This is a genomic window from Candidatus Eisenbacteria bacterium (assembly GCA_035577985.1).
Lineage (GTDB): Bacteria > Desulfobacterota > Binatia > DP-6 > DP-6 > DATJZY01.
Genome location: DATJZY010000025.1, coordinates 69,394 through 85,710 on the forward strand (window position 1 = coordinate 69,394; position 16,317 = coordinate 85,710).

At 71.3% G+C, this 16,317-nt stretch carries 15 protein-coding genes; 12 read left to right on the forward strand and 3 right to left on the reverse strand.

Annotation, left to right across the window (positions count from 1 at the left end; all coding sequences use genetic code 11):
* Positions 1-1,992: a beta-propeller fold lactonase family protein gene (locus tag VMS22_03595; protein HXJ33099.1), complete on the reverse strand. Its 1,992-nt coding sequence runs from the start codon at positions 1,990-1,992 to the stop codon at positions 1-3.
* A gap of 144 nt (positions 1,993-2,136) precedes the next feature.
* On the opposite strand from VMS22_03595, the gene VMS22_03600 reads away from it, so the two are divergent.
* Both VMS22_03600 and VMS22_03605 read left to right on the forward strand, forming a co-directional pair.
* A complete protein-coding gene (locus VMS22_03600) occupies positions 2,137-2,622 on the forward strand; it encodes a gamma-glutamylcyclotransferase family protein (protein HXJ33100.1) in 486 nt (161 codons plus the stop codon).
* A gap of 44 nt (positions 2,623-2,666) precedes the next feature.
* The gene (locus VMS22_03605) at positions 2,667-3,797 is read left to right on the forward strand and encodes a hypothetical protein (protein HXJ33101.1); all 1,131 of its coding nucleotides are present in this window, start codon (positions 2,667-2,669) and stop codon (positions 3,795-3,797) included.
* A 2-nt stretch (positions 3,798-3,799) separates the two neighbouring features.
* Here VMS22_03605 and VMS22_03610 read toward each other — a convergent pair whose 3' ends face one another.
* Entirely contained in the window at positions 3,800-4,144 is a 345-nt protein-coding gene (locus VMS22_03610) for an SCP2 sterol-binding domain-containing protein (GenBank protein HXJ33102.1), read from the reverse strand.
* A 97-nt stretch (positions 4,145-4,241) separates the two neighbouring features.
* Here VMS22_03610 and VMS22_03615 point away from each other — a divergent pair, with 97 nt between their 5' ends.
* Entirely contained in the window at positions 4,242-4,538 is a 297-nt protein-coding gene (locus tag VMS22_03615) for a hypothetical protein (GenBank protein ID HXJ33103.1), read from the forward strand.
* Here VMS22_03615 and VMS22_03620 read toward each other — a convergent pair.
* Positions 4,535-6,079, reverse strand: a complete 1,545-nt coding sequence (locus tag VMS22_03620; GenBank protein HXJ33104.1) for a sigma-54-dependent Fis family transcriptional regulator — start codon at positions 6,077-6,079, stop codon at positions 4,535-4,537. The genes VMS22_03615 and VMS22_03620 overlap by 4 nt on opposite strands.
* A gap of 80 nt (positions 6,080-6,159) precedes the next feature.
* On the opposite strand from VMS22_03620, the gene VMS22_03625 reads away from it, so the two are divergent.
* The 9 genes from VMS22_03625 to VMS22_03665 all read left to right on the forward strand — a co-directional run bounded on the left by VMS22_03625 (position 6,160) and on the right by VMS22_03665 (position 16,314).
* Entirely contained in the window at positions 6,160-7,335 is a 1,176-nt protein-coding gene (locus tag VMS22_03625; protein ID HXJ33105.1) for a thiolase family protein, read from the forward strand.
* Positions 7,332-7,763, forward strand: coding sequence for an OB-fold domain-containing protein (locus VMS22_03630; GenBank protein HXJ33106.1), 432 nt, complete (start codon positions 7,332-7,334; stop codon positions 7,761-7,763). Before VMS22_03625 ends, VMS22_03630 begins: the two co-directional genes overlap by 4 nt.
* Positions 7,764-7,827: 64 nt before the next feature.
* Positions 7,828-9,345, forward strand: a complete 1,518-nt coding sequence (locus VMS22_03635) for a sigma-54-dependent Fis family transcriptional regulator (protein ID HXJ33107.1) — start codon at positions 7,828-7,830, stop codon at positions 9,343-9,345.
* Between the two features lie 546 nt (positions 9,346-9,891).
* Positions 9,892-11,025: a histidine kinase gene (locus tag VMS22_03640; protein ID HXJ33108.1), complete on the forward strand. Its 1,134-nt coding sequence runs from the start codon at positions 9,892-9,894 to the stop codon at positions 11,023-11,025.
* Positions 11,022-11,783 (forward strand): LytTR family transcriptional regulator DNA-binding domain-containing protein, encoded by a 762-nt coding sequence (locus tag VMS22_03645; protein HXJ33109.1) that lies wholly within the window; start codon positions 11,022-11,024, stop codon positions 11,781-11,783. Before VMS22_03640 ends, VMS22_03645 begins: the two co-directional genes overlap by 4 nt.
* A gap of 66 nt (positions 11,784-11,849) precedes the next feature.
* Entirely contained in the window at positions 11,850-13,100 is a 1,251-nt protein-coding gene (locus tag VMS22_03650) for a vWA domain-containing protein (protein ID HXJ33110.1), read from the forward strand.
* A gap of 25 nt (positions 13,101-13,125) precedes the next feature.
* Positions 13,126-13,785 (forward strand): MotA/TolQ/ExbB proton channel family protein, encoded by a 660-nt coding sequence (locus VMS22_03655; GenBank protein ID HXJ33111.1) that lies wholly within the window; start codon positions 13,126-13,128, stop codon positions 13,783-13,785.
* Positions 13,772-14,176 carry a biopolymer transporter ExbD gene (locus tag VMS22_03660; protein HXJ33112.1) on the forward strand — a complete coding sequence of 135 codons (405 nt, stop codon included), beginning with the start codon at positions 13,772-13,774 and terminating at the stop codon, positions 14,174-14,176. Before VMS22_03655 ends, VMS22_03660 begins: the two co-directional genes overlap by 14 nt.
* Positions 14,173-16,314 (forward strand): tetratricopeptide repeat protein, encoded by a 2,142-nt coding sequence (locus VMS22_03665; protein HXJ33113.1) that lies wholly within the window; start codon positions 14,173-14,175, stop codon positions 16,312-16,314. The genes VMS22_03660 and VMS22_03665 overlap by 4 nt, the downstream gene beginning before the upstream one ends.
* Positions 16,315-16,317 lie beyond the last annotated feature (3 nt).

Sequence of the window (16,317 nt, forward strand, 5' to 3'; positions counted from 1 at the left end):
TCAACGGGCGCGGCTCGCGGCGTCCTTGAGCAGCTGGTCGATCGCCGTGGCGCAGTCGGGGCCGATGGAACCCTTGCGACCCGCCTTGCGCGCCGACTTCGCGGCCTTCTTCAGCTTGCCGCGCGACTTCGCGAGCAGGCGCTTCCGCGCCTTCGCGGCGGCCGCAGCCTGCGCCTTCTCGAGCACGGTCCGCGCGGCGTCGACGCGAGCCCCGATCGCCGCCGGAATGCTGTCGCTCTTGCACGCCGCCGGCGGGTAGCCGCGCAGCACGCACAGCGCGCCGTCCGCGCCGATCGCCGGGCAGGCGACGGTGAGCGAGGCGGTCGCGGTTGCCGAGCTCGCACTCCCGTCCGTGGCCGCGAACGTGAACGAGTCGTCGCCGTCGAATCCGGCAGCCGGCGTGTACGCGACGGCTCCCGACGCCTCGTCGATCGATTCGAGGGTGCCGTGCATGGGGGCGGCCACGATCGAGCGCGTGATGGGATCCCCGTTGGGGTCGTTGCACGACAACGCGATCATCGTGCGCGTCCCGTTCGGGACGAGCGAGGATACGTTCGCGCAGATCGGCGCGACCTCCCGGGAGAACGCCGACACCGCACTGCTGCCATCCGCCCGGGTGTAGGCGGTTGCGTTGTCGGCACTCACGACGAGGGATGACACGGCGATCAGAGCGACCCCGTCGGCGCACTGCCCGCCCGTTCCAGTCTCGCTGACACAGCCGGCGGTACCCGGGAGTTGCGAGATCTTGCCGTCGGCGGGATCGCGGGAGAATACGGCCACGGCGCTGACTGGATCGATCGAGACGACGTAGACGCTCAGCCCGTCGGGGGAGACCACGGCCCAGTTCGCGCGAGCGAGCGCCTTCCCCGTCGCGCATCCCGGCGGCGCCGGCGCTTCGGCGATGCAGCCGGCGGGACCGGCGAGCTGCGTCAGCGTACCGGCTGCCGGGTCGCGGGCGAAGATCGTGACCGTACCGGAGCCTCCCCCGGAGGCCACGTATGCGTTGGCGCCATCGGGGCTGATCCCGACGTGGGCTACGAAGGTGAGACCGTTGCCTTCGGAACATGCTCCGCCGCTGCCGCTCGCGCTGACGCAGCCGGCGGTGCCGGGGAGCTGCGTGAGCGCGCCGAGCGGAGCGTCGCGCGAGAAGATCGCGATCGCGCCGTTGTTGTTCGAGGCGACGTACGCGAACTTGTCGTCGGGGCTGAGCGTGATCTGCCGGGGACCGGCGAGCGCGACGCCGTCGGCACAGCTCCCCGCCGTGCCGCCGGTGTGGTCGAAGCCATCTTCGCTGACGCAGCCGTCGGTGCCGGAAAGCTGGGTCAGCGCGCCGGTCGATGCGTCGCGCGAGAACGCGGCGATCGAGTTGCCGAAGGACGAGGCGACGTAGACGTTCGCGCCGTCGGCGCTGACCTGCACCGAACGAACACCGCTGAGCCCCCTGCCGTCGACGCAGCTTCCCGCTGTGCCTCCGGGGTGATCGAAGCCATCCTCGCTGATGCAGCCGCTGGTCCCGGGAAGCTGTGTCAGCGCGCCGGTCGACGTGTCGCGCGAGAACGCCGCGACCGAATCGCTGTTCTGGCCAGTGAGGTAGACGTTCCGACCGTCGGCGCTGACCGCCACGCTGGTCGCGCCCTCCAGGCCTCTGCCGGCCGTGCAGCCAGGCGTCGCCATCGGGTCCTCTGCGACGCAACCGGCGCTACCCGGTAGCTGTGTGAGGACGCCGCTCGCCGGGTCGCGCGACAGGACGGCCACGCCATGCTGGGATGCGCTGTACACGTTCTTGCCGTCGGGGCTGAGGGCAATCACGCCGTAGCCGTCGGCGGCGAGGGCGTTGCCGTCGGTGCAGGCGCCGCCCGTGCCATCGTCGGAGATGCAGGCGTCGAGGCCGGAGAGCTGGGTGAGAGCGCCGAGCGGGGGCGGAATCGCCGAGGCGCGTCCCGCGAGCGCGGTGAGGGCGGCCCAAAGGAGGACGGTGCTTGCGTTCTTCATTCGGTCCATCACCCGCGGGCGCGCGATGCTGCCACGGTGCGATATCCGCCACAAGACTCCGTCCACGATCTTTCGCATTCGCACGCGCACGCACCAAATGCCCGGCTGGGATGAGCTTCAACCGCGTGGCAGATTCGCCCGCCGATGGACGATGCCCAGGTCTGGTACTTCGCCTACGGCAGCAACATGAGCCCGGGCACGTTCCTCGAGCGGCGCGAGATGCGCCCGCTCGAAACGGCGCGTGCGTTCATCGACGGCTATCGGCTCACCTTCGACATCCCGGTCGGCCCGGGCGAGCGTGCGGTCGCGAACCTCGCCGCGCACGGCGCCGCGCGCACGCACGGCGTGGCGTATCTGCTCACCGTCCGGGACGCGGAGCGCCTCGATGCGACCGAAGGTGTCCCGCGCCTCTACTACCGGGAGTCCGTGGAGGTGCGGCTCGACGCGCGCGTCGTTCCGGGCTTCACGTATCGCTCGACGATCGCCGTCGCCGGCCGCAAGCCGTCGGCGCGCTATCTGGACCTCCTCCTCGACGGCGCGCGGCGGTACGACCTGCCGGTCGACTACATCCGCCATCTCGAGTCGCTCGAGCTCGCGTTCGACGAGCGGATCGGCGCGGTGCGGACCTAGGCGAGGTTCGCGGACTCGCGAGCCGCCTGCTATGGGCGGCGCCCATGCGGCCCGGTACGCGACCGCCCTGGGCGGAGCTCGCGCTCGCCGTGTGCTCGCTGGCGGTCGGGCTCGCCATCGCCGAGGTCGCGATCCGCATGCGGCTCTCGCCGCACGCCCGCGCGGCGCTGCCGCACGTCGGCCTGGGCGACCAGGATCAGAACCGCCTGCGCTGGTTCGAGCGCCGGGCGAGCCGGCATGGAAGGGATCGCGGCGACGAGCTCGGCTTCGATCGCCCCGACGCGGACCTCGGTTGGTCGCCGATTCCGGACCTCGCGCGGCGCCGCGTGCGGGCGGGCGCCTTCGACGTCACGATCCACACGAACGCCGACGGGCTCCGTGGCGAGGCGACCGTGCCGCGCGAGCGCCCGCCGGGCCGCGCGCGCATCGCCGTCTTCGGGTGCTCGCAGACGTTCGGCGCCGAGGTCGAGGACGGTCAGACCTACAGCGCGCGCCTGCAGGACCTCCTCGCCGATGCCGACGTCCTCAACTTCGGCGTCCACGGCTACGGTACCGATCAGATGCTCCTGCGCTACGAGCGCGACGGCGTCCCGTTCGACCCCGACGTCGTCGTCGTGGGCTTCGCGTACTACCACATCCAGCGAAACCTCGACGACTTCCGCTTCTTCGCGAAGCCCCGCTTCGTGATCGACGGCGGCGAGCTGCGCCTCACGGGCGTCCCGGTTCCGACCCCCGACGTCTACGCGGCGTCGGTGGCGCCTCCGCAGCCCTGGAGGCTGCTCGATCGGAGCGTCCTGCTGCGATGGACCTGGCAGATCCTGCTGCAGCTCGAGGCCCTTCGCCTCTATGCCCCGACCGGGCCTGCGTGGACGACGACGCGCGCGCTCCTGCGTCGCTTCGCCGCCGAGGCGCAGGCGAACGGCGCGCGGTTCGTGCTGCTCAACATCGAGGACGACTCGGCGCAACTCGAGCCCGTGCTGGCCGGCGTGGCGCGCGAGGACGGCGGCGTGTTCGTCAACGCGGGGCGGACGCTGGGGGATCTCCGGGGCCAGGGCAAGCGCTTCCGCGTCCCCGGCGACCCGCACTGGGGCCCCGAAGGCCACGCGATCATCGCGAGCGATCTCGCGCGGGCGATCTGCGCGAACGCGCTGGTGCCGCCGGCGTCGTGCCGCTGAGCTCAGCCGCGTACGGGAAAGAGCTTCCCGAAGCGCATCATGAACATCGCGTCGCCGCTCACCTGATACTCCCCGTTCATGAACGCGTCGCGGCCGCTCTTCTCACCCCGCGCGATGGCGAGCCAGAGATCGGAGTCCATCGTGAGCGTGACGGTCGGCTCCACCGTGCGCCCCGGCGTCACGCGGCAGGTCTGGTCGTGGATCATCGCGGTCCACTGCCCGGGCTCCGATCCGGTGAGGTCGAAGAGCACGATCGCCTCCACGCCCTCCGCGGCGCTCGGATCGAACACCTGCGGCAGACCCTGGACGGCTGCAACGGCCGTCGTCGGCTGGAAGGTACTCGCCATCACCCCCTCCTCCGCGTAACCGATTCGTACCGTGCGCGTCGCCTGACCGCAAACGGGGTCGCTCGCCGCTGCGGTGCGCGCGTGCTTTAATGCCCGCGTGGATCGGATGCGGGCCGATCGCTCGCTCACCGAGCGGATCCTCTCCGTGCTTCGACCGTATGCGTCGAATTGGAGCGGCACGCTCGGGCGCGGCGACCTCGTGATTCCGCAGCGCGACATCCCGCGCGTCGTGCACGAGATCCTGGACGCGATGCACGAGGAGGGCGGTTGGGAGGAGGCCGGCGACCGCGAGCTGTTCGACGTGCTCATGCAGGCGCGGCGCACGGCTTCGGTCCAGGACCAGGCCGAGCTCCTGCGGCGGCACTTCTCGATCCTGAAGCGCCCGGCCTCCTAGCGCAGCCCGAACTCCTTCATCTTCTTCTGCAGCGCGACGCGGGAGATGCCGAGCGCCTTGGCGCTGCGCGACACGTTGCCGTCGTGGTCGCGCAGGGCACGCGCGAGGAACGAGGCCTCGAACGCGTCTCGGGCCTCGCGCAGATCGGTGATTCCGAGCGCGGCGACCGCCGGTTCCTCGGCGGCGGCCACCGCCGTACCGAGCTTCGGCGAGAAGTGGGCGAGACCCAGACGCTCGCCATCGCTCGCGAGGGCGACGGCGCGCGCGATCTCGTTGCGCAGCTCGCGCACGTTGCCCGGCCACCGGTACGCGACCAGGCGCTCGAGCGCGCCCGGCTCGACGCCGGGGATCCGTTTGTGGTGGCGCGCAGCCTCTTCGGCGAGGAAGCGGTCCACGAGCTGCGCGATGTCGTCTCGACGCGCGCGGAGCGGCGGCACGCGGATCGGGAAGGCGGCGAGACGGTAGTAGAGGTCCTCCCGGAAACGCTTGGCCTCGACCTCGGCGGCGAGGTCGCGATTGGTCGCAGACAGGATCCGCACGTCGATCTTTCGGGGCTGTCGCTCGCCGACCGGGAGGACCTCGCCCGCCTCCAGGACGCGCAGCAGCTTCGCCTGCATTCCGAGGGGCAGCTCGCCGACCTCGTCGAGCAGGATCGTGCCCCCGGAGGCGGCTTCGAAGAGCCCGACCTGATCGTGCGTGGCGCCGGTGAAGGCGCCCCGGCGGTGCCCGAAGAGCTCGCTCTCCAGGAGCGCTTCCGGCAGTGCGGCGCAGTTGACGGCGACGAACGGCTCGCCGGCGCGCGCGCTCGCCGCGTGCAGGTTGCGGGCGACCAGCTCTTTGCCCGTGCCCGTCTCGCCCTCGATCAACACCGGGATGGGCGACGTCGCCGCGCTCTGCATCAGCCGGAAGACTTCGGCCATGGCCGGGCCGGTGCCGACCATGTCGTCGAAGCGGTCCTTGCGCGCCTGGTCGCGCCGGAAGACGCCGACCTGCGCGCGCAGGCGATCGGCGGAGGCGCGCAGCCGGGTCCAGAGCTGCGCGTGCTCGATCGCGACGGCGACGCTGCCCGCGAGCGCGGCGAGGAAGTCGAGGTCCTCGGCACTGAACGATCCCCCGCCGCGCTTGTTCACGACCTCGAGGATGCCGAGCCGACCACCCTGCCCTGCCAGCGGCGCGCAGACGAGGTTGCGCGTCGTGAGGCCGCTGCCGGCGTCCACGTCGCCACAGAAGCGCGCGTCGGCTGCGCAATCGTCGACGCGCATCGCGGTGCCGCTCTCGAGAACGGCGCCGGCGATCCCCTGGCTGGCGGGAAAGCGCAGACCGCGCAGGCGCTCCGCCACCACCGGGTCCTCCTCGGCGACGTAGGGAAAGTGGAGCTCCTGCCGGGACGCATCGAGGAGCAGGACGGCGGCGCCCTCGGCGTCGAGCACCTCGCGACAGCGCTCGACCACGAGCGACACCAGATCGTCGAGCTCGCGACGCGCCGCGAAGGCGCAGCCGAGCTCGTAGAGAAGGCGCAGCCGGCGGGGATCGTCGGACACCGCGGACGAATTCGTAGTCATACCGCGCCCGGGGTGCAACGGCGCTTGCACCGCCGTGGGGCCTTTCGTAGACCCACCGCATGTCCGCCCATCCGCTGCGTGGCAGCGCCGCGATCGCCGGCCTCGGCATCACGCCACAGGGCAAGGTGTACGGACAGGGCGCGGTCGGCTTCGCGGTCGACGCCGTGCGCACGGCGCTCGACGACGCCGGTCTCCAGCGCTCGGATCTGGACGGCCTCCTCCTCAACCCGGGGCTCACCTGGGGTGACATGGGCATGGGCTCCTTCCAGCTCCAGCAGGCGATGGGGCTCCACAACCTGCGCCTCTCCGCGACGATGAACCTCGGCGGCGCCACCGCCGCCGCCATGATCCAGCACGCGGCCCAGGCGATCGCGGCGGGCCTGTGCACGACGGTCGTGTGCGTCTTTTCGGATGCGCCGCTGAAGCCGCCGGCGCCGAAGGGGGAAAAACAGTCGACGGGCGCGGCGTATGCGTTCGCGCGCGGGTGGGAGGCCGCCTACGGCTTCTTCGGCGTGAACGCGATGTACGCGCTCGTCGCCAAACGGCACATGCACCTCTACGGCACGACCCAGGATCACCTCGGCATGGTCGCCGTCGCGCAGCGCAAGTGGGCGAATCGCAATCCCGCGGCACAGCTCCACGATCAACCGCTGTCGCTCGAGGACTACCGGCGGTCGCGATGGGTCGTCGAGCCGTTCCACCTCTTCGACTGCTGCCTGGTGTCGAACGGCGGCCTCGCGGTGATCGTGACGAGCGCCGAGCGGGCGCGCAACGCGAAGAAACCACCCGTCTACGTCTGGGGCATGGGCCAGGGGCACCTCGGCGGCGACGCGGCCGACACGCTCGCGTCGGGCGCCGTCATCGCGAAGGAACCGGCATTCTCCATGGCGGGCATCACGCTCGCCGACGTCGACGTCGTGGAGCTCTACGACTGCTACACGTTCACCGTGCTCGTCACGCTCGAGGACTACGGCTTCTGCAAGAAGGGCGAGGGGGGACCATTCGTCGCCGAGCACGTGACCGGCCCCGGCGGCAAGCTCGCGCTCAACACCGGCGGAGGGCAGCTCTCGAGCTTCTACATGTGGGGCATGACGCCGATCTCCGAGGCGGTGATCCAGCTCCGCGGTGAGGGCGGCGACCGCCAGGTGCCGAAGCACGACGTGGCGCTCGTGTCCGGCAACGGGGGCGTGCTCTCGACCCACTCGACGCTCGTCCTCTCGAGGCTGCCCGCGTGACCACCCCCTCCGCCAGCCCTCCTGCGAAGCCCCTGCCGCAGATCTCGCCCGAGATGGCGCCCTTCTTCGCCGCCGCGCGTCGCCACGAGCTGGTCGTCCAGCGCTGTGGCACGTGCCACACGATGCGATTTCCGGCACGGGCCGTGTGCAGCCGGTGCCTCGGGCGCGAGAGCGAATGGGTTCCCGTATCGGGGCGTGGCGAGGTCTTCAGCGTGGCCGTCATGCACCAGGCGAATCACCCGGGCTTCGCCGCGGAGGTCCCGTACGCCGTGGTCGTCGTCGCGCTCGAGGAGGGCGTCCGCATGCTGTCGAACGTGGTCGACTGCCCCGTCCGGGAGGTCCGGATCGGCCTCCCGGTCGAGGTCACGTTCGACGACGTGACCCCCGAGGTGACCCTGCCGAAGTTCCGCCCCCGGCGGGGTGCCTGACCCCCCGGGGACACCCCGCCGAGGGCGCTTCTACGGGACGACGCAGGAGTGCTAGTACCTGCGCATGTCCGAGGAGTCAGAGCTTCAAGTCAGACGGGAGCGTGACCTCTATCTTCGACTCTTGCGGCTGGGCGACGCACAGGAGCTCGAGCCCTTTCTTCGCGAGGCCCTCGCGCTCATCGTCGAGGTGACCGGCGCACGCCTCGGCTACCTGCAGGTCGACGACGTCGACCATGATCCCGCGGGCGAGGGGTGGTGGATGCAGCACGGTTTCTCGGAGGGGGAGCTCGCCCAGGTGCGAGCCAGCATCTCGCAGGGGATCGTGGCGCAGGCGCTCGAGACCGGCGAGACGATCATGACGGCGTCGGCCCTCCTCGACCCGCGCTTCCGCGAGCGCGGGAGCGTCCGCGCCAGCCGCATCGAGTCGGTGCTGTGCGCGCCGATCGGCCGTGATCCGCGCCTGGGTGTGCTCTACCTGCAGGGCCGCACCGAGCCCGGGACCTTCACGGAGGAGGATCGATCGAACGCCGAGGTGTTCGCGCGCCACCTGGCGCCGCTGGCGGACCGACTGCTCACGCAGGAGCGGCGGCGGATCGACACCGACGCCACGCGCGCGGCTCGCCTGCGCCTGCGCGCCGACGGCGTGATCGGGCGCAGCGCCGCGCTCGCCAGGGTCCTCCAGCAGGTGGCCCTCGTGGCGCCGCTCGAGCTGTCCATCCTGCTCACGGGCGAGACCGGAACCGGCAAGAGCCAGCTCGCGCGCGTGATCCACGACAACAGCCTGCGGGCGTCGGGTCCGTTCATCGAGCTCAACTGCGCCGCGCTCCCGGACAACCTGATCGAGAGCGAGCTGTTCGGGGCCATGCCCGGCGCCCACTCGACGGCGACCAAGCGGATCGAGGGCAAGCTCGCCGCCGCCACGCAGGGGACGCTCCTGCTCGACGAGGTCGGCGACCTCTCGCTGCCGGCGCAGGCGAAGCTCCTGCAGCTCCTGCAATCGGGGGAATACTTTCCGCTGGGGGCCGCGCGGTCCATCCGCGCCGACGTCCGCATCATCGCCGCGACCAACACGGATCTCGCCGCCGCGATGGCCGAGCACCGCTTCCGCGAGGATCTCTTCTACCGGCTGCACGTGCTGCCGATCCACGTGCCGAGCCTCGCCGAGCGGCGGGACGACATCGGCGCGCTCGCCCAGTACTTCTGCGCCCAGGCGAGCGAGCGGCATCGGCTGCCGCACGTCGGCATCTCGCCGTACGCCCAGCGGGCGCTCGAGGCCGCGGAGTGGCCCGGCAACGTGCGCCAGCTCGCGCACAGCGTCGAAGCCGCCACCATCCGCGCCGCGGCGACCGGCGCGCGCTGGGTCGAGCGCGGCCACTTCTTCCCCGAGACGGGATCGAACGGGACCGAGCACAACGGACAGCTGACGTTCCAGGAGGCGACGCGGCGCTTCCACGTGAAGCTGCTCCGCGACACGCTGGACGAATCTGGATGGAGCGTGATCGAGGCCGCCCGCCGTCTCGACCTCGCGCGCTCGCACGTCTACAACCTGATCCGCGCCCTCGGCATCGAGCGCCCGAAGTAGCTTCCGCGTCCACGATCGTGGACACGGCGTCAACACCGCGCGACGCCGCGGCGGCGGTTCCGTGCGCAATCCCGTGGCACCCGTCTTGCTCCGGAAAGACGGCATGACGGGTAGCTGGTTGCAGACGGTACGCGGGAACGTGCGCTTCCTGCACAGGCGCGTCCCGCGACGGCGTCGGGCCTATGGCACCTGTGCCGCCTGCGGCGTGGCGCTCGAAGGGGCCGCCGATGGGTGGGAAGCGGCCGAGACACAGCTCCGCCGGCACGAGCTGGCGTGCCCACGCGACCGGCACCCGGCGCCCAGACGCTCGGCAGCACCGAGGCTGGGCGCGGTCTCATCGACCTGACCTTCCTGGCGCAGATCTCCCTCCGCGCCGGGTGACGGGCTCCGCGGGGCCGCCTGTCGGCCCCGCGGAGCGCGACCGTTCGGGCCCCGGAGTAGCCGGCCTGCAACCCCCGGCCGACCGTTCGGGCGAAACTGCTCGCGCGCGGGCGCCCGGCGCGCAACCGTAGTCGGTGAGGCCCGGCCTGCGGTAGCATCGGCGCCATGGTCTCGGCCGACATCGTCATGAAGCGACCGTTCCTTCGAGATCGCATGTTCCAGGTCGTGCTCGCCATGGGCGCGGCCGTGGGCCTCCACCTGGGCCTCCTCCACCTCTTCCTGTGGAAGACGGCGGCCGCCCCGCTCACCTTCTTCGTGTGCGCGCTCGTCTTCGCGTCCGTCGCCTACGCGCTGCAGCGATGGATCTTCCCGGCGCTCTCACGGCCGTCCTTCGCTGCCCAGGTGACGCTCGAGGTCGTGGCCGCGACGATCGCCTTCGGCGCGCTGTCGGTGGTGGTCGCATCGACGGTGGCGTACCTCCTGGGCGCGCCGCCGCTCTTCGGCAGCCCCACCGGAGCGGAGGAGCACATCCTCATCACCCCGGCGATGCGGCAGGCTGGCGTCCGCATGTACGCCCTCATGCCGATCGTGCCCACCGTCATCTCGTCGGTCATCGGCTATCACCTCGTCTGGCGGCGTATGGAGACGCTGCAGACCCGGGCGCAGGAGCTGACCGAGCTCGCCGCGACCGCACAGCTCGCCGCCCTGCGGGCGCAGATCAATCCGCACTTCCTGTTCAACAGTCTCAACTCGATCGCGCAGCTGATCCACGTCGACCCCGCCAAGGCCGAGGCGTGCGTCGAGCGGCTGGCCGAGATCTTCCGCTACCTCCTGCACCGCGCCGAGCAGGAGTTCGTGCCGCTCGCGGACGAGCTCCAGATGACGACGGCCTACCTCGAGATCGAGCGCGCGCGGTTCGACGAACGGCTGCGGGTCGAGACGCGCGTCGATCCGCGGAGCCTGCGGCGCCTGATTCCGAACCTGATCCTGCAGCCCCTGGTCGAGAACGCGGTGAAGCACGGCCTCTCGCGCAAGGTCGGGCCCGGCACGCTGCGCATCGACGCGCTGGTCGAAGACGAGATGCTGACGCTCGTCATCGGCGACGACGGGCTCGGCATGTCGTCCTCGGTGCTCGATTCGGTGTACGACCGCGGCGTCGGCCTGCGCAACCTGCGCGCCCGCCTCGAGCGCCTCTATGGGCCGTCGCACCTGCCCGAGATCACGAGCACGCCCGGCGGCGGCACTCGCGTGTGCTTGCGCCTGCCCACGCGCGACGCCCTGCCACGCCAGGCGGCATGACATCGATCCGCACGCTCGTCGTCGACGACGAGAAGCTCGCGCGCGATCGCCTCATCGGGTTTCTCGCCAAGGTCGACGGGGTGGAGGTGATCGGGCAGGCGATCAACGGCGTCGAGGCCGTCGAACGCATCGAGCAGGACCAGCCGGACCTGGTGTTCCTCGACGTCCAGATGCCCGGCATGGACGGCTTCGACGTGCTGAAGTCGCTCTCGCGCCCCGCGCCGCAGGTGGTGTTCGCGACGGCCTACGACGAGTACGCGATCCGCGCCTTCGAGGTCCAGGCGGTCGACTACCTCCTGAAGCCGTTCGCCCGCGCGCGCGTCGAAGAAGCGGTGGGCCGCGTCCGGACGCGCCTCGATCACGGCACGCCCGGGCTCGACGTCGAAGCGGTGCTGAAGCGCCTCGAGGACAGCCGCAAGGACCACGTGCGGCAGGTGCCGGTGCACGCGGGTAAGCGCATCCTGCTGCTCCCGGTGGAAGACGTCCTGTGGTTCGGCGTCGAGTATCGCCTGGTCTACGCGCACACGGCCGAGCGCGCCTACATGACCAACCTCACGCTGCGCGAGCTCGAGGAGCGCCTCGACCCCGACGCGTTCTTCCGGGCCCACAAGGCGAGCCTCGTGAACATGCGCCAGGTGCGCGAGATCGTCCCCTGGTTCGGTGGTCGCTACAAGCTCGTCATGAAGGACGGCGCGGCAAGCGAGGTCGCCGTCAGCCGTGCCCAGGCGCGGGAGCTGCGCACGAAGCTGCGCTGGTGATCGATGGCACCGCGGCGAGGTTGACAGGTTTCGGCACCGTCCGTAGACCCCATCGGTCCCGCCTCGATGTCGCCCCCCCCTCCTCCGGTCTCGTCCTTCCATCCCCGGGCCGCCCGCAGCGCCGTCGCGCTCCTGGTCTCGATCCTCCTCCACGTCGTCTTCGTCGCGCTCGTGATCTTCGACGTGACGGGGCTCGGCGGCGGGTTCGGCATCGGCGTCGGTCCGGGCTTCGGCATCGGCAGCGGCGGCGGTCCCGGCCTCGGCGAACAGCAGCGGCGCGAGATCTTCTCGCTCGAGGACATCCCGGACCTCGTGCGGCCGCAGGAGCCGAACTCCGAGCAGGAGCTGACCGCATTGCTGGCGCCGCGCGAAGCCGAGCGCATCCTCGTCCCGCAGCCGGCGAAGCCCAAGACGGCGACGTCGACCAACGCGCCCGTCATCCAGTTCGCCCGACCCGTGAAGCCGATCGGCGCCGGCACCGATCTCGGCGCGCGCCTCGCGGCGGCGGGCGCGGGCTCGGGCGGCATCGGCCTCGGCGGCGGAGGCGGTGGTCTCGGCTGGTCGCTCGGCAGCTCGTTCGGAAAATACGTCGGGGGGCTCCGCAAGGTCGGCCTCGACGTCGCCATCGTCGTCGACTCGACCGGCAGCATGCAGAACATCATCGACGACCTGAAGCGCCGCCTGCAGGACCTGGTGCGCACCATGCAGCGCCTCGTCCCGACGGCGCGCATCGGCGCCGTCGCCTATCGCGACCGCACCGACGACAAGGTCGCGACCGCACCGCGGCAGAGCGAGGATTTCCTCGTGAAGTGGAGCGACCTCACCTACAACGCCTCGAAGGTGCAGTCCTTCCTCGGCGGCATCGTCGCCGAGGGCGGCGGCGACTGGAAGGAAGCCGTGAAGGAAGGGCTCGAGACGGCGATGAAGCAGCTCAAGTGGCGCCCCGATGCCAAGAAGGTGATCATCATCGTCGGCAGCTCACCGCCGCACGACGAAGATCTCCCCGCCATCCGGAACCTCATCGCCGACTGGCGCGCGCGCAACGGCTACGTGAGCACGATCGACGTCAGCTATCCGCTCCACGCCGAGCACGAGCGCAAGCTCAATCGCTGGCTCTACGGCGAGGAGCCGAAGGAGATCTCGCCGCTGCCCGAGTTCTACAAGGAGCTGCAGCAGAGCTTCCACGAGATCTCGAAGCAGGGCGGCGGCACGGACGTCGCGCTGGGCGAGGACGCGGCGCTGGTGCGCAACGTGCTCGTGCTGGCATTCGGGTCGCAGTGGGAGAAAGAGGTGGGCCGCGTCGCACGCGGCCGGTAACGACTATGCTACGAGGAGCACCGTAATGGAGAACGCCGTCAACCCCGTGGACCTCAGCTTCTGGACCTTGATCCAGCAGGGCGCGATCTCGACCTATCCCCTGCTCATCTGCTCGGTCATCGTGGTGGCCGTCGCGCTCGAACGCGCCTGGGCGCTGCGCGGCGCGCTCGCCGCGGCGCCCGCGCTCGCGGCGCGCATTGCGCCGACGCTCGCCAACGGCGACGCGAAGAACGCGATCGCGACGCTGGCGCAGGCCCCCGCCACCGCTGCGCGACGCGTCTTCGCCGACATCCTGGCCGAGCCGGGGCTCGAACGGACCGAGCTCGAGCGGATCGCCGACGAACGCCAGTTCGAGGAGGCCCAGGAGGCCGGATCCTATCTCTGGATCCTCGGCACGATCGGATCGTCGGCGCCGTTCATCGGCCTGTTCGGTACGGTGATGGGCATCATCCGCTCGTTCCACAGCATGGCGATCGCCGGCACCGGCGGCTTCGGCGTCGTCGCGGGCGGCATCTCCGAGGCGCTGATCGCAACCGCGCTCGGGCTCGCGGTCGGCATCCTCGCGGTCGTCCTCTACAACTACTTCCAGGCGCGCGTGGAACGCATCGACGCGGCCCTGCAGATCGGCAGCGCTCGGGTCGTGGAAGCGCTCATGGCCGGACGGAGAGCGCATGGCGTTCGGTAAGGCCCATCGCCGCGGCCAGATCGTCGCCGAGATCAACGTCACGCCGCTGACGGACGTATTCCTGGTCCTCCTCATCATCTTCATGATCACCACCTCGGCCATGGTGAAGCCCGCGGCCGACGTGAACCTGCCCGAGACCGCCGAGGACAACCAGGAGACCCAGGGCGTCATGGTGACCATGACGCCGAGCAAGCAGATCTACGTCGGCGATCGCTCGGTCGAGGGCGACGACGCGGCGGTCGTGAGCGCGCTCAAGGACGCGCTCGCGCGCGCCAAGCAGAAGGTCGTGATCCTCGCCGGCGACCGGCAGGTCGTGCTCGGCGAGGTCGTTCGCGTGCTCGGGCTTGCCAAGGAGGCGGGCGCGTCCGGCTTCGCCCTGGCCTCGGAGTGATCGCCCGCGCCTTCTGCCTGGCGACCCTGATCGTCCTCGGGGTCGCGGCCGCCCTGCGCGCCGAGAGCCTCGGCGAGCTCGAGCGCCGGGCGAAGGCGTTCTACGACCTGCTCGAGCGCGGGCAGAAGGAGCAGGCCGCCGCGATCTTCCCCGACCTGGAGAAGGCCCTCGCCTCGACGCTGGACGACCTGCAGGAGCGGCTCGATCGCATGCGCGACGAGGTGATGGAGCGCGACGGCGACATCGAAGCGCTCTACAAGGAATCGCGCTGGCGCGACCCGGAGATCGCATCGCTGGTCATCACCTATCATCTGGCGTGGGTCCGCTATCAGGGCGCGCAGCTCACGACCGACCAGCGCCGCAAGAATCAGCTCCTCGACAAGGCGGTCGAGGGCTTCTCGCAGTTCCTGGTCGTGAACGAGGTTCCCGAGGTGTACGCCGAGAGCCAGTACGGGCGCGGCCTCGCGTTCCTGGACCTCGGCAACTACGCGCAGGCGCGCGACGACCTCGAGGCCGCCGCGAAGGATCCGCGCACTGCCGCCAAGGCGCGATCGGCGCTCGCCGAGCTGGCGCGACGGCAGGGCGGCAAGGCGAGCAAGGAGCCGGCTCCCGACGATCCCGAGACGCTCCTCGCGCAGCTCGGCGACGCGCTGCCGAAGGTGGCGAGCAACGCGGCGCTGGAGAAGGACACGACGGCCCTCGCCCGCGGTCTCGCGGCCCGCGGCGGCGACTGGCCGAAGCGCGTCGACGGCACGATCGCGACCAAGCTCGGCAACGGCACCCCGAGCGGCGTCACGTCGAGCTACGGCCTTCTCCTCCTGGCCCAGCTCGCGATCGATCGTAATCGCTGCGCAGACGTCGCGCCGCTCGCCGACGCGGGCGGCGCGGTGAAGGACGCGACGCGCGCGCGCTATCGGCCGGAGCTGCTCTACCTCGACGCCGGCTGCCTCATGAACGCGGGGAAGACGCGCGAGGCCGCCCAGGCGTTCGAGGAGCTGCTGCGCGACTTCCCGGATGCGGCGCGCGCGCGCGACGCCGCCTACTACCGCTTCCGCGCGCTCGACGTCGCACGTGCGAGCGACGCGTCGCTCGCAGCCGCGTACGAGGACGCACTCACGACCTTTGCGACGCGCTTCCCGAAGGACGACGCGGTCGGCGAGGCGCGCTACCAGCTGGGCGAGCTCTTGCGCAGTCGCGGCGACTGTCCGAAGGCCGAGGCGGAGTACGCACACGTCACGGCCGGTCCGTTCGCGACGCGCGCGCGCCTGGGCGCGCTCGAATGCGCGGTGGGCGCGCTCGTAAAGGCCGGCAAGGACGCCCCGCCGGAGCAGCGCCGCGCGCTCCTCGAACGCCTGCGCGCCTTCGTGCGCGACGTGCCCGCCAAGGGCGCCGACGAACAGGCCGTCGCGCGCGCGGCCCTCATGGGCGGTCTCGTCGCGGCAGACGCGCGCCCACCCGACTCCGCGGCGGTGGTCGAGTTCCTCGACAAGTACGAGACCCGGTTCCCGGCCGCGAAGGAATGGCACGCGACGGCGGTCCAACGGCGCCTCGTCGCGCGCGTGGCGCTCGGGCAGCTCGACGCCGCGGAGCGTGACCTCGACGCGTACCTCGCCGCCGGTCCCGAGGCCGACCGCCGGCGCGTGCTCGACGACCTCGGGCGCGCGCTCCAGAAGCAGCTCGACGACCCCGACGAGGCGAAGCGACGCGCGGCGCTCGCGCTCGCACGCAAGGTCTACGGCGCTCTGGTGGCGAGCGGCGGTGAGACCGCCGACCGCGTGGCGCTCGCCGACCTCGAGCTGCGCGGCGGCAACGCCGCCGACGCGCGGCGGAGCTACGACGAGGTGCTGGCGAAGGATCCGACCTCGGCCGAGGCGATGCGCGGCGCCGCGCGGGCGGCGGCGGCGCTCGGCGATCGTGCGGGCGCGCTCGCGCGCTGGAAGCAGGTGGTCGAGACGAGCCCGACCGGCGGCACCGGCTGGTACGAAGCGCGCATCGCCCAGGTGAAGCTCTTCCTCGACGCCGGCCAGAAGGGCGAAGCGTGCGAGGTCGCGCGCCTGTCCATCGGCAAGTCGACCACCACGGGCGGCGATCAGCTCGACAAGCAGCTCCGGCAGATCGCGACCGCGTCGTGTCGCTGACGC

Coding starts and splice junctions, on each gene's coding strand:
- VMS22_03640 (HXJ33108.1), top strand. CDS start 9,892: ATGGTCTCGGCCGACATCGTCATGAAGCGACCGTTCCTTCGAGATCGC.
- VMS22_03645 (HXJ33109.1), top strand. CDS start 11,022: ATGACATCGATCCGCACGCTCGTCGTCGACGACGAGAAGCTCGCGCGC.
- VMS22_03650 (HXJ33110.1), top strand. CDS start 11,850: ATGTCGCCCCCCCCTCCTCCGGTCTCGTCCTTCCATCCCCGGGCCGCC.
- VMS22_03635 (HXJ33107.1), top strand. CDS start 7,828: ATGTCCGAGGAGTCAGAGCTTCAAGTCAGACGGGAGCGTGACCTCTAT.
- VMS22_03605 (HXJ33101.1), top strand. CDS start 2,667: ATGCGGCCCGGTACGCGACCGCCCTGGGCGGAGCTCGCGCTCGCCGTG.
- VMS22_03600 (HXJ33100.1), top strand. CDS start 2,137: ATGGACGATGCCCAGGTCTGGTACTTCGCCTACGGCAGCAACATGAGC.
- VMS22_03655 (HXJ33111.1), top strand. CDS start 13,126: ATGGAGAACGCCGTCAACCCCGTGGACCTCAGCTTCTGGACCTTGATC.
- VMS22_03625 (HXJ33105.1), top strand. CDS start 6,160: ATGTCCGCCCATCCGCTGCGTGGCAGCGCCGCGATCGCCGGCCTCGGC.
- VMS22_03610 (HXJ33102.1), bottom strand. CDS start 4,144: ATGGCGAGTACCTTCCAGCCGACGACGGCCGTTGCAGCCGTCCAGGGT.
- VMS22_03595 (HXJ33099.1), bottom strand. CDS start 1,992: ATGAAGAACGCAAGCACCGTCCTCCTTTGGGCCGCCCTCACCGCGCTC.
- VMS22_03660 (HXJ33112.1), top strand. CDS start 13,772: ATGGCGTTCGGTAAGGCCCATCGCCGCGGCCAGATCGTCGCCGAGATC.